This window comes from Tatumella sp. JGM118 (assembly GCF_018257515.1).
Taxonomy (GTDB): Bacteria; Pseudomonadota; Gammaproteobacteria; order Enterobacterales; family Enterobacteriaceae; genus Tatumella; species Tatumella terrea.
Map to the genome: position 1 here is coordinate 201,010 of NZ_JAERJR010000002.1, position 12,846 is coordinate 213,855.

General features: G+C 57.5%; 9 protein-coding genes. 3 read left to right on the forward strand and 6 right to left on the reverse strand.

The window, feature by feature from the left end:
* Positions 1-423 precede the first annotated feature (423 nt).
* Positions 424-1,638, reverse strand: coding sequence for a multidrug efflux MFS transporter (locus tag JK223_RS03410; protein WP_212712806.1), 1,215 nt, complete (start codon positions 1,636-1,638; stop codon positions 424-426).
* Between the two features lie 13 nt (positions 1,639-1,651).
* Positions 1,652-1,858, reverse strand: coding sequence for a hypothetical protein (locus JK223_RS03415; protein WP_212712807.1), 207 nt, complete (start codon positions 1,856-1,858; stop codon positions 1,652-1,654).
* A 405-nt stretch (positions 1,859-2,263) separates the two neighbouring features.
* Here JK223_RS03415 and JK223_RS03420 point away from each other — a divergent pair, with 405 nt between their 5' ends.
* Positions 2,264-3,616, forward strand: coding sequence for a carbohydrate porin (locus JK223_RS03420; RefSeq protein ID WP_212712808.1), 1,353 nt, complete (start codon positions 2,264-2,266; stop codon positions 3,614-3,616).
* 638 nt (positions 3,617-4,254) lie between these two features.
* Here JK223_RS03420 and fhuB read toward each other — a convergent pair.
* The 4 genes from fhuB to fhuF form a co-directional block, all read right to left on the reverse strand.
* Positions 4,255-6,219: a Fe(3+)-hydroxamate ABC transporter permease FhuB gene (gene fhuB / locus JK223_RS03425; RefSeq protein ID WP_212712809.1), complete on the reverse strand. Its 1,965-nt coding sequence runs from the start codon at positions 6,217-6,219 to the stop codon at positions 4,255-4,257.
* Complete coding sequence (gene fhuD / locus JK223_RS03430) at positions 6,212-7,138, reverse strand: Fe(3+)-hydroxamate ABC transporter substrate-binding protein FhuD (RefSeq protein WP_212712810.1); 927 nt, start codon at positions 7,136-7,138, stop codon at positions 6,212-6,214. Before fhuD ends, fhuB begins: the two co-directional genes overlap by 8 nt.
* Positions 7,128-7,865 (reverse strand): ATP-binding cassette domain-containing protein, encoded by a 738-nt coding sequence (locus JK223_RS03435; protein ID WP_212712967.1) that lies wholly within the window; start codon positions 7,863-7,865, stop codon positions 7,128-7,130. Before JK223_RS03435 ends, fhuD begins: the two co-directional genes overlap by 11 nt.
* A 78-nt stretch (positions 7,866-7,943) precedes the next feature.
* Complete coding sequence (gene fhuF / locus JK223_RS03440; RefSeq protein WP_212712811.1) at positions 7,944-8,615, reverse strand: siderophore-iron reductase FhuF; 672 nt, start codon at positions 8,613-8,615, stop codon at positions 7,944-7,946.
* A 166-nt stretch (positions 8,616-8,781) separates the two neighbouring features.
* Here fhuF and JK223_RS03445 point away from each other — a divergent pair, with 166 nt between their 5' ends.
* Both JK223_RS03445 and JK223_RS03450 read left to right on the forward strand, forming a co-directional pair.
* Positions 8,782-10,974, forward strand: coding sequence for a TonB-dependent siderophore receptor (locus JK223_RS03445; protein ID WP_212712812.1), 2,193 nt, complete (start codon positions 8,782-8,784; stop codon positions 10,972-10,974).
* Positions 10,975-11,054: 80 nt separating this feature from the next.
* Positions 11,055-12,689: a multidrug ABC transporter permease/ATP-binding protein gene (locus tag JK223_RS03450; RefSeq protein ID WP_212712813.1), complete on the forward strand. Its 1,635-nt coding sequence runs from the start codon at positions 11,055-11,057 to the stop codon at positions 12,687-12,689.
* Positions 12,690-12,846: the final 157 nt, after the last annotated feature.

The following is a 12,846-nucleotide window of genomic DNA, read 5'->3' on the forward strand; positions in this document are numbered from 1 at the left end:
TCGTTATGGAACAGCCCACCGGGTTTATTTTTTACAAGGCTCATTACGTTAATGCTGATGAATGCCCCGACAGGACTCCGCCGTTAGCAGGGTACAGATCTGCCGAAGTAAACTGAGGCCCGACGGGGCTGAGTTCGTGACGGGACCGAAACACGGCTCACTTATCTTTTACGACGCGTAATGCCCGGAACGCCTGGTGCGGGTCAGCAAGCCTGAGCTGGTGGCGGGGCGCATCTCTCGCCGGGGCTGAGTTCGTGACGGGGCCGAAACACGGCTCACTTATCTTTTACGACGCGTAATGCCCGGAACGTCTGGCGCGGGTCAACAAGCCTGAGCTGGTGGCGGGGCGCATCCCCATCTGCGGCCCGACGGGGCTGAGTTCGCTACGGGGCTGCAACCTGCCCGGCTTATCTCTGACGGTATTTATTCGGCTTCTTTCAGCGTGCCAGCCCGGCCGGCGCGCCGGAAGGTCAGGCTAAGGTAAATCAGGTTCAGCAGGATCACCACCGCCGATGCCAGAAAGACCCAGCGCATTCCCAGCGATGCGGACGTTACGGCACCCAGCAGCGGGCCGGTAACATTCCCCAGGTTCATAAAAGACTGATTGTAACCAAATACCCGCCCGGAAATTTTGGCCGAAGAGTGACGCAACAGCAGCGACTGGATGGCGGGAAACATGGCGCCGTCGGCAAAGCCCAGCAGAAAACGCAGCAGAGAAAATTGCGTCACACTACTGACCAGAGACATCAGGGTCAGCAGCAGGATAAACATGATAAAGGCGACAGAGATGATCCGGCGGGGGCCCAGAGTATCGCTCATTCGTCCCCAGACAGGGGCGGAGATCAGGGCCGACATCCCCGGCAGAGCCGCGATAAACCCGCTGATAAAAGCAATATTATGGCTGTCGGGGGAGAGATGCTGAACATAAAGAAACAGGATAGGGTTTACCGACCCGTTACATAACTGAACCGACAAGGTGCAGAACAGCAGGCTCAGTATCACGCTGGCAGAAGGGACGGTCTGCCAGACAGAAGGCGGTTTACTGACCGTGTTCTTCTGCCGCGGGGGTTGCGGCTCTTCTTTGATCAGAAAAAAAGTCACCAGCGTGGCAATGACCAGCAAGCCGGTCGTCACCTGAAACACCGGGCGCAGACCAATGGTATCTGCCAGATAACCTCCGAGTAACGGCCCGCAGAGAAAACCGCTGATCTGGGCGGTAGAAAGAATGCTGAGTGCCCAGCCACTCCTGCCTTTCGGCGCCTGAGAGGCGACCAGTGCCATGGCATTCGGGATATAGCCGGAAGCCAGTCCCATAATGCCGCGCCATAAAAACAGCTGCCAGACATGGGTCACCAGTCCCTGGAAGAAAATAGCGATCGCCATGCCGATAGCCGCCCGGATCAGCATCAACTTGCGGCCCTTGCTGTCTGCCAGTCGTCCCCACATAGGCGAGACGATAGCCGACACCAGAAAGGTAATACTGAAGGTCAGGCCTGACCACAGGGTGAGGTCCGCCGTGCTGTAGTGACCGAGTTGTGAAATGTAGAGCGGCAGAAAGGGCAGAATCTGGCTAGTACCTAAACCTGTAATAAAACATCCCAGCCAGAGGGAAAACAGGTTCTTCTTCCAGGAGATCATAAGCAGAGGGCGATTATCTAAGCAGTCGGAGGAAAAAGTATACGCCAGCCGACGGCACAATGGCAGCCTCAACCGGTAATAACCCGTTGAAATTACGGGTGCCGGAGCAGAATTCGCATTTTTGATCCGCCTGCAGCCATTGTCCGTACGGCCGGTCACCCTCCCGGAATAACGTCTTTCTGTGATCAGGCAAGGTCATATCGGTCAGATTATTTTCCATAATCTCACTACCCCTGACGGACAGGAAAAAGGGTAATTATTTTTCAACAGTTGCGCGGGATGGAAATATTCTTATTTACCGTTCAGTTGACTATGACCGCAGTCACAATACTGAGTGAACAAAGCAAAATACGCTTTCACTCATTCCGCCGGGTGATACAGTGAGCAGACGCGAGGAGTAGCCTCTATTCAGTGGGTTACGTAAAATCGCTGTGCCTGAACACAGTCTCCGCCAGCTTTCTGAGGTATGCGAATACGCAGTAAAACCGCCTGACGCAGAGGCAGTGATATCGCTGCGTATTGACTTCGTTAGCTGGCGTTATTACTGGATATTGTTAATTCGGGCTTTAGTGTTATAGCACCGTCAATGGATAACGGATAACGGATAATCTTTCAGGATGAGAATATGGATAACTCAGGGAAATACGGCCCTTTTAAACCTTCAGTCATCATTACGGCATTATTTTTATCTTCTTCAGCGCTGGCAACCGTCCCGGATTACAGCGTTCTGGGGTTTGAAGCGCCCCGGGAAGGCTTGCTTGGCGATTTGGGAGGCCTGCGTTCGGGACTGCAAGCCCGCGGCTTTACTTATTCTCTCGGCTACCTTAGCCAGACAGCGGTCAATATGGCGGGCGGCTATAACAGCCACAGTAAAGCGGAATATATTGATCAGTTCTCACTGACCTTTAACCAGGATCTGCAAGCCCTGACCGGTATTCCGGATGCAGCGATTGAAGGGAACATCGTCAATCGTAACCATAACAGTAACCTGACCGTCTCGCGTCTGCAAAATCCCTCGATTCCCTTTAACGACCTGGCTCAGGAAAGCTGGGGCGGGCAGTCGATAACCCGTCTTGGCTGGCTGACGTTCTCGCGCAGTTTCCTGGACCACCGGCTCTCCTGGCGGGTGGGGCTGATCAATAAGGTTCAGACCTTTGACCAGTCTATCCCGTGTGATTTTCAGGTATTAAGTCAGTGCGGCGGGAAATCCGCCAATGCCATGCTGTGGAATAACTGGAATGTTCATAGCTGGGGCACCACACTGGCTTATAAACTGACACCGGAGTGGACCCTGAAAGCCGGGGTGATGGAACAGAACCCGCGTGTGGCGGATCGCAGCCATGCCTGGAGCTGGTCAACCCGGGGCAGCCGCGGGGCATTATTCCCGGTCGAGGCGGAACTGAGAACGCAGGTCAACGGACTGCCCGGCGTCTACAATCTTGGGGCCTTGCTGACTAATGCCCGTCAGCAGCATCTGTCCCGGGGCGTGTCGCAACAGGATGGCAGCCGCGACCCTCAGGGCTACCTTTCGTACAGTACCACCGGGTTTATCTGGGCATCGGCAAACCAGCAGGTTACCCGTCACCCGGATGATGCGGCCCGCGGGATGAGCGTTTCCTGGAGTGGCAGCTTTTCGGATCAGCGGACTAATCGTGTGCGTATGAGCACTTCTGTTTCGATGCGTTATCGCGGGTTACTGGATGCGCGTCCCGAAGACTGGCTGGGTCTGGGCGTCAGTTACATTAAAATGAGCGGTTACGCGAACGAGCAGTTACGGTTTGCCAGTCAGGGACTGCCTCCGGGCGTAAACGGATATCCGGCGATCGGTCATTCGGTGAACGCCGAGCTGTATTATCGTATCCGCGCGACATCCTGGCTGGAACTGCAGCCGGATATTCAGTACTGGCATAATCCGGGCGGTGCCGGCAGCACGCCGGATGCCTGGGTAGCCGGGCTGAAAACGGTGGTGTCTTTCTAGAGTGATATCTCCCGGCCAGCCCTGCCGGGAGAGCCGAATCTCTTCTCCATGCTTAGCCGTTTCCTGTCCGGACAGAGCTACCCTCAGCTCTGCCGGACAGAATTTTTCCCGGGAGTATCTCTGCCGGAGGCGCAGGCCTTGCGGGATCCCCGTAACGGCGATCGGCCATCCTGTGCCGCCCGCTATTTCTGTTCGTCCGCGGCAACCCTCTGTCTGTTATCCACCCTCGCTTCCGTACAGTGCGGGCAGACAGGCACCAGGTGCTCAGTCGTTACCCCCGGCAGGTTACCCGGCGGCAATCCTCTGTCTGTTACCCACACAGTGCTTCCGGACAGCGCAGACTGACAGGCACCAGGGCGCTTAGCCATCAATCCTGGCAGTTTACCCGGCGGCAACCCTCTGTCTGTTATCCACACAGTGCTTCAGGACAGCGCAGACTGACTGGCACCAGGGCGCTTAGGCGTTACGTTACCCCCGGCAGTTTATCCATGGGCAATCTTCTGCCTATTATCGGCATGTGCTTCCGGACAGTGCAGACAGACAGGCACCAGGGCTTAGCCGTTACTCCCGCCAGTTTATCCGTGGGCAATCTTCTGCCTATTATCGGCACAGTGCTTCCGGACAGTGCTGACCGGTTATCACCCGTTGCGTTTTCTGCCACATAGCAACCCGATAAACAGCGGAGTACCGAGTAACACCGCCATGATCCCGGCCGGGATCTGAAAAGGAAAAATCACCAGCCGGCCGAGGGTATCGGCCACCATCATCAGTACCGCGCCTGTCACTGCCGCGACCGGCAGCGCTACCGTCATCGAACGCAGACCCGTCTGGCTTACCATCCGCGGCGCCAGTAAGCCGATAAAGCTCATCGGCCCGAGCAACAGTGTGGCGCAGGCACTGAGTACCGCACAAAAGATCAGCAATACCGCGGTGACCGGCTGCAGGGCAATGCCCAGCGAGGAGGCGACCTCACGTCCCAGCGTCAGAAGGGTCAGCCAGCGGGAAAAGAGCAATGCCACCGGCAGAGCGACCACCAATAGTAACAGTCCGGTCAGTGCCATCTGCGGCATTGCCCCCCAGGAAGAGCCCGACAGCCAGCTGATGATCTGGCTGGCATTCGGCGCACCACTTGCCAGCAGGATGCTGATAACGGCTGCCGACAGTGCACTCAGCGCGGTGCCGGCCAGCAGGATCCGCGAAGAAGAGGTCTGCCTGCCCAAAGCAAAGCAGATGATGATCCCCAGGCTCAACAGTGCGCCGGCGAGTGCCGCCGGGAACATGGCTATCCCGGCCGATGCCGGGAAGAACAGCAGCATCAGTACCACCCCGCAGGCCGCACCACTGTTTACCCCCAGCACTTCCGGACTGGCCAGCGGGTTAGCGGTCAGGCGCTGCAGGATAACCCCGGCAATGGCTAATAAACCGCCACAGCTGCCGGCGACCAGGGCCCGCGGCCAGCGGAAAGCCAGCGGATCCTGGAGACTGAAGGTCAGTCCGCTGGCATTTCGTTGCACAGCAAAACAGAACAGTGCCACGCCGACCATCAGCAGTACCAGTAGCGTAACCTTTTTACCGTTCATCGACAGTGTCCGGCGGATCGGTGTCTGCAGGTCCGGCGCGGTCACAAAACGCGCCCGGGCGATGATCCACAACATCAGCGGAATACCGCCGATAGCCGTGATATTGCCGGCCGTAAACTGATATCCCGCCGATTCCGCCAGTATCGATAGCTGATCGCAGATCAGCAAAATCAGCGCGCCAAACAGCATCACCCGGAGCATGTGACTGATAAACCGTTGATGCGGGTATAAGCGACAAATCTGCGGGGCAAACAGGCCAATAAACCCGATGATTCCGGCCTGACTGACCGTCCATCCGCTTAACAGTGTCACCAGCGCTAACCCGCCCAGTCGTATCTTCTGACTGCTGCCCCCCAGACTGTCGACGAGGGTATCGGAAAGACGCAGCAGGTTCAGCGCCCGGGAAAACAGTAGTGCTACTAAAGTGGTCAGGACCAGCACCGGTGCCAGTCGGCGCGCTACCGACCAGTCGTTCTGTGCCAGGTTACCGCTGCTCCAGATAAACAGATCCTGCAATTGTTCATGCCGGAACAAGGTCAGCCCGTTTTGCAGGGCAGAGCAGAACAGGCCGATCAGCAACCCGGTCAGTAACAGGGTCAGGGTGGATAACTGACGCTGACGGCTGAGTGCAAAAATAATCAGCATACTTACCGTGGCCCCGGCCAGCGAAAATCCCTGACCGGCCAGCACGCCGCCACCCAGCAATGTGGCCAGGGTCAGCCCCAGCTGGGCACCGGAGGCAATCCCCAGCGTGGCCGGTTCCGCCAGCGGATTTTTCAGCAGTAACTGGCACAGCCAGCCGGCAAGGCCCAGCGCGGCCCCGGCCAGCAGAGCAACGGCGATACGCGGCAGAAAGCTGTACTGAAACAGCAGATGCTGTTGCAGCAGAAGATCGGCGGCGGCCGCTGGCGTGAGTTGTGTCATTCCGGCCGGGTGAATGTAATGCAGGGTATTGGTGAGCAATAAGCCCGCGGCACTCAGACACAGCAGAAAAATAAGGAGGATCCCGACAGGTTTACGCATGCCACTCTCCGGCGCTGCGGGCCAGTGCTCCGGCGAAACGCAGGGCAGAACAAAGGCCGCCATACAGCCATACCGGGTCCAGCAAATAGCGCCGGTGCTGCTGATTAAACGGCATCTGCTGCCAGAGAGGTGAACCGGCAAGGGCGGAGGTGACCGATGCATCATTGTGTGAAAACTGTAAAGCAATATCCGCCTGACAGGTCAGTAACTGTTCGGTCCCGACAATCACACTGCCCCACAGGCTGGTGGCACCCTGCCAGGCACATTCCAGTCCGGTGGCGGCAAGCACTTCCCCGAACAGGCTGTCCTGTGTCAGCACCAGAACCTGACGCGGAGAAATCAGGGTGAACATCAGGATCTTTTTCCCCGCCATCGGTGCCAGCTGTTGCCGGTATCCGGCCATCTGCTGCGCGAAACCGGCAAGGAACTGTTGTGCCTGAGCCTCCCGGTGAAGGCGTGTGGCCAGTTGCAGGATATTATCCCGGGCAGCATTAAGCAGACTTTTACCCGCCACACGGAAGGCATATTCCCATACCGGAGCAATCTGCTGCAGGCGGGAGACAGGCAATGGCGAGTGTTCCGGCAGGATCAGCAAATCCGGGGCGAGGCTGGCCAGCAGTTCCAGATTCGGTTCGGTACGTAACCCGAGTTCGGCCACCTGTGGCGGCAGAACCGGTGCCCCTACCCAGTCATCATAGCCCTGAATATCGCTGACAGCGACAGGAGTGAGCCCGAGCGCATACAGGGTTTCGACGGCCGACCATTCCAGCGCGGCCACCCGTGGCACAGCTGCCGGAGGGGCTGCAGCAACAACGCCGGCGGGGAGGGCGGCTGCGGCCAGTAACAGCGCCGATTGGCCCAGCATCTGACGGCGGGTCAGCATCGGTGTGTGGTGGTCAGGCAGGTGATTATCTGACATAACTGATGAGATCCCCGTTCTCCGGCTGGCTGATGATGCCCATGGCAACACCATAGATGTGTTCCAGTTGCTGTTCTGTCATCAGTTCACTGACACCGCCCTGGAAGATTTTTTCGCCCTGGCGCAGCGCAATAAATTCATCACAAAAGCGTGCTGCCATATTGATATCGTGCAGCACCATGATCACGGTTAACTGCCGCTGCCGTGAGAGATCGCGGATGACGGACAGCACCTCTTTCTGATGGGCAATATCCAGCGCCGACGTGGGTTCATCCAGCAGCAGGCAATGGCTGCCCTGAACCACACACATGGCAATCCAGGCCCGCTGCCTCTCCCCGCCGGATAACTGCTCGATCGGATGGCTGGCCTGCCGGGTCAGCGATACGCTTTCGATGGCCCGGGCGATGATCTCTCTGTCTTCATCGGTGACCCGGCCGAGCGCCCCGTGCCAGGCATAGCGCCCCAGAGCTACCAGTTCAGTGACGGTCATCCCTTCAGTTACCGGCAGGTGTTGGGGAAGATAGGCCACCTGACGGGCGAATTCGCGGGCACCCCACTGGTGAAGGGGTTTGCCCCGCCAGCTAATCTCCCCGCCGAAGTCCGGATTCTGCCGGCTCAGCAGTTTAATCAGGGTCGATTTCCCGGAGCCGTTATGACCGATTAAACCGGTTACTCGCCGGGGGGTAAATTCCAGGGACAGGGGGCTGAGTAACTGCCGGTTATCCATCGATACCTGGGCCTGATGCAGGCGAAATGTCGCTTCCGGCTGTGCCGGGGGGATACTTTTCACGGGGTCTCTCCGGAATTAATGTTTACCGCATTTTTCCAGCGGGCAGGAGGCACATTTACTGTGTTCATCCAGCCGGAAGATCAGACAACAATGGCGGCGTTCGGTTTTATCTCCGCCGTCAGGCGTTTTCACCGTGCGTAAGGGGGCTTTCAGGCGGTTAATACTGCCGTCGGCGAAATGGCTGGCAGAAAACAGATTCTGTAATATCCGCACATCGGCCGCTTTACTGTCGGCCTGCTGCATACCCTGCCATAAGCGCACCGCGGCATTGCTCCAGAACACCGTCAGATTATTCCCCGCCAGCGAAGAGAGGGTCTGACACACCGGGGCAATAAACTGACAGATTAACTGGTCCGTCAGCTGATGTTGCTGAGCCGATGTCAGCCCGCACAGCGGTTCCCCCCGCAGGTGCCAGCGTTCCGGACAACCCGCGGCATTCAGCGCCAGCTGACCATTAAACTCCCACAGCGGGCAGGCCTGCTGCTGACTGCATAATTGGTCGGCCCAGCTGATCAGTGCATCCGCAAAAAACCATTGCGACCACAGCGACAGCCAGGCGACTTTACGGGCAGGGGCGCTGGCCGCCCAGTCGCCCGGAAGCAGGGCCTCAAACTGATGCGGGTGGCAGAGAATACTGGCCGGAACGTCAGTCAGTGCTGCGCTCGCAGAAGTGTGGGGTAAAGGCATGACGTTATTCCATCACTGACGGTAAATATCCCGGAATAATAATGCAAATGATAAAGAGTTACATTACTATCTTGGCGTTTACAGCACTTTTCAGGGACTTTGTCGTGGCGGGACGCCCCCGGACGACAAAATATTTTCCAAAACATCCAGTTCGCAGGTTGAAACAATGTACAAAAATTCCCCGTTCTTCCGCCCGCATGCCCTCCGTCAGGCGATGCTGATTGCACTGATACCGGTCAGTCCCCAGGTTCTGGCCGCCGGTAGCGACACGCAGGCCCGGCCTCAGACCCTGGTCGTGACCGCCAGACCGCAGGCCGTGGGGACGAATAACGGGCAGGATCCGGTACCGGCGTTCCTGGACGGGGGGATTGCCAACGGTGCAAGGCTGGGGGTGCTGGGAGAACAGAAATCGCTGGATGTTCCTTTCAGTGTGATCAGCTATACCTCGACGCTGCTGGACGCTCAGCAGGCCCGCACGCTGCAGGACGTGGTGAAGAATGACGCCTCTGTCCAGAGTGTGCGTGGTTATGGAAACTTTTCACAGGGCTTTCGTATCCGTGGATTTGATCTGTACGGGGATGATATCAGCCTGAACGGGTTATATGGCGTTTTACCCCGGCAGATCCTGCCGCTGGAGGATGTGGACAGGGTGGAGCTGATAAAAGGGGCCAGCACCTTTATGAACGGTGTCCCGGCCGCCGGGACCGGGGTCGGAGGGATCATCAACATTGAATCGAAACACGCCACGGCCTCTCCTGTCCGTCGCCTGAATGTGGACTATAACTCGCGCAGTCAGCCCGGGATCAGTGCCGATGTCGGTCAGCGGTTCGGGGACAATGACCAGTTTGGCGTCCGGGCGAATGTGGTTCACCGGGAAGGCGAAACCGCAATCCGTCATGAAAAAGACCGGACCACGGCCGCTTTTCTGGGCCTGGATTACCACGGCGACAGGTTCGACAGTTCACTGGACCTGGGGTATGTGGAGTCGACGATCCATAATGGTCGTGCCGGGATCAAACTGGATGAGACCATGACCTCGTTGCCGGCGGCACCGGACCCGCGAACCAACTATGCACAGCGCTGGAATTATGCCGACCTGACCACCCGTTATGCGATGCTGAAAAATGACTATCACCTGACGCCGGACTGGGTGTTCTACAGTGCCATTGGCGGCAGCCACACCAACGAATGGTCCGCCAGTGCCTCTCCGGTGGTCTATAACCTGGCCGGTGATTCTAAGATGTCCCTGCTGAATACTCATTACACCGCAGATACCCTCAGCGGGATGGCCGGTGTGCGCGGGAAATTCCATACCGGCGACGTCAGTCACCAGGTCAACCTCGGGTATTCCGGGATCTATAACCGGGCAGGTAATGCTTACCAGATGACCGGGAACTTTACCGGGCCGAATATTTATCATCCGTCTGAGGTGGAACCGACCGGAATTATTTATACCGGCGGCAATATGTCGGCGCCTTCGGTCCGCAGCCGGACGGCGAATAACGGTATGTCGTTCTCCGATACCGTCGGGGTGCTGGATGACCGCCTACTGTTCACTGCCGGGGCCAGATACCAGAAATTACGTATCCGCAACTATGAATATACTGGCGCAGAAGACCCGAACGCCGCATTCGACGCGCACCGCTGGTCGCCGGTGTATGGTGCGGTCTGGAAAGCCCGTGACTGGTTATCGTTGTATGCAAACCATATCGAGGCCCTTCAGGCCGCGAATGCCGCGCCTTTTAATGCCTCCAATGCCGGGAAGATCACCGGTATCGGCCGCACCCGGCAAAATGAGGTCGGGCTGAAAGTTCAGGGTGACCGGTTCGGTGGCAACCTGGCGCTGTTCGATATGCGCAAAATGGCCGGCGTGCTGGGCAGTGACGGGGTGTACCGTCTGGCCGGAGAGCAGCGTAACCAGGGGGTGGAACTGAATGTCTTCGGTGAACCGGTGCTGGGCTGGCGGGTGAATGCCGGCACGACCTGGCTGAAGCCGGTAATGAATAATATTTACGGACCGGCAAACGGTAAGGATGCGGTGGGTGTACCGCGTAACCAGTGGCGGCTATATACGGAGTATGATGTGCCGGGTCTGCAGGGCGTGACGGTTAACGGCACCCTGATGCATACCAGCCATCAGTATGCGGACAGTGAGAATAACCTGCGTATGCCGGCCTGGACGCGGCTGGATCTCGGCGTTCAGTATGCGATGCCGTGGCAGCAAACACGCCTGACCTGGCGTGCCGGGGTAGAAAACGTCACCAATGCGAAATACTGGCAAACCATTGGTCAGGACAGTGGCTATCTGACCCAGGGTGGCCCTCGTACCCTGAAGTTATCGCTGAGTGTGGATTTCTGATCACTGCATTGATTATCCTTTCTCTTCCCGCCCGCCTGTGCTGGCGGGAATTTTTTGCAGAAGACTATGTTATTACTTAAATGTTGTTACTTAAATCGGTTCTGAAACATCATCTGCCGGCGATGACCGGGATTATCCTGCTAAATCTGCTCAGTGCCTGTCTGGGTATTTTTACCATCTCATATATTAACCAGTCGCTGGTGCAGGAAAGCTCACCACAAACCGGGCTCGCAAAACTGGCTGGCTTACTGATCGCCTTATTGCTGGTGACGCTGGCGGCCCAGTGGACACTGACCGCACTGGGACACCACTTTATCTGGAAGAAACGCAGCCGGATGGTCCTGCAACTGCTGGGCATGTCTCCGGACAGGCTGGAGCAACAGGGCCACGGCGAGTTGCTGTCGATGCTGGGGCCGGATATCCGTAACATTACGCTGGCATTTGTCCGTCTGCCGGAGCTTATTCAGGGGATCGTACTGGGGGTCGTCGCTATCGGCTATCTCGGCTATCTTTCTCTGCCGGTGCTGGCCATTGTCATGGTCTGGATGGGGCTGACCTTTTATTCCGGTTACCGGATGGTGGCGCGGGTTTACCTGCACCTGCGGGAAGTACGCAACTATGAAACCGATCTGCAGGATGTCTTCCAGGTGGTGATCCACGGTAATAAAGAGCTGGCGCTCGATCCGGCCCGGGCCCGGCATTTCTATGAAAACGACTACCAGCAGGCGGCGCTCGGCTACCGGCAGCATATTATCCGTGCCGACAGCTTCCACCTCTCGGCCATTAACTGGTCCAATATCATGATGCTGGGGTTGATAGGCCTGATCTTCCTGGCTTCACAGGCCATGGGCTGGATTTCCGGCACCGTGGCAACCTCGTTTTCCCTGACGGTATTATTCCTGCGCTCTCCGCTGCTGCAGGCTATCGGGGCCTGGCCGACATTACTGAGCGGTGAACTGGCATTTAAAAAAATTGGCGGGATGCTGGCAGCGGATCAGGAAACACTGCCGGACACAGACGTGTCGCTGCCTGCCGGCTGGCAGACCCTGCGCTGGGAGAATCTGAGCTGGCATTACCCGCAATCCGGTTTCAGTGTCGGGCCGGTCACGACCCGGCTGAATCGTGGTGAAATCGTGTTTATCATCGGGGCCAACGGCTCCGGAAAATCGACCCTCAGTCAGATGCTGACCGGCTTGTATGCCAGCCCCGGGGCCGGCGTGTGGCTGGATGATCAGCCACTGACTACCGCAGCGCTGAAATCCTTGTTTTCGGTGGTATTTACCCGGCCTTATCTGTTTAGAACCGTGTTTGTGTCGCCGGAAAGCGAGGATGACGCGTCAGCTGAACTGTGGCTGGATAAACTCGGCCTGGCGGGAAAGGTCAGTATTGAAAATAATCAGCTGTCCACGCTGGACCTGTCGCAGGGCCAGAAGAAGCGGGTGGCGCTGTTGCTGGCCCTGGCCGCCCGCCGCGATATCCTGTTTCTTGATGAATGGGCCGCCGAGCAGGACCCGCAGTTCAGACGCTATTTTTACCGCGAGTTATTGCCCTGGTTCCGGGCGCAGGGCAAAACCCTGATGATTATCAGTCACGACGATGATTATTTCGATGTTGCCGACAGGGTCCTGGAAATGCATCAGGGGCAGTTACGTGAACTGACGGCGGAACAGCGGGACAATGCCTCGCGGGACGTGATTTCTCAACTGGGGCGATAGGGCAGACTGCCCGACAGGCGATATCCTCCCGGCCGGAGGGCGTGGCGACGGCGGCTTCCGGGAGGGATCAGAGCCCGGAGGCTATCAATATAACCCCCTCAGAGCGATAAATATTAAAATCATGGGTCAGACAGATTACACTGCCGGGGTAAGGCTT

Bases quoted from the DNA above. Each gene is read 5' to 3' on its own strand.
- fhuB (WP_212712809.1), bottom strand. From the start codon at position 6,219: ATGCGTAAACCTGTCGGGATCCTCCTTATTTTTCTGCTGTGTCTGAGT.
- JK223_RS03420 (WP_212712808.1), top strand. From the start codon at position 2,264: ATGGATAACTCAGGGAAATACGGCCCTTTTAAACCTTCAGTCATCATT.
- JK223_RS03410 (WP_212712806.1), bottom strand. From the start codon at position 1,638: ATGATCTCCTGGAAGAAGAACCTGTTTTCCCTCTGGCTGGGATGTTTT.
- JK223_RS03450 (WP_212712813.1), top strand. From the start codon at position 11,055: ATGTTGTTACTTAAATCGGTTCTGAAACATCATCTGCCGGCGATGACC.
- JK223_RS03435 (WP_212712967.1), bottom strand. From the start codon at position 7,865: ATGGATAACCGGCAGTTACTCAGCCCCCTGTCCCTGGAATTTACCCCC.
- fhuF (WP_212712811.1), bottom strand. From the start codon at position 8,615: ATGCCTTTACCCCACACTTCTGCGAGCGCAGCACTGACTGACGTTCCG.
- fhuD (WP_212712810.1), bottom strand. From the start codon at position 7,138: ATGTCAGATAATCACCTGCCTGACCACCACACACCGATGCTGACCCGC.
- JK223_RS03445 (WP_212712812.1), top strand. From the start codon at position 8,782: ATGTACAAAAATTCCCCGTTCTTCCGCCCGCATGCCCTCCGTCAGGCG.
- JK223_RS03415 (WP_212712807.1), bottom strand. From the start codon at position 1,858: ATGGAAAATAATCTGACCGATATGACCTTGCCTGATCACAGAAAGACG.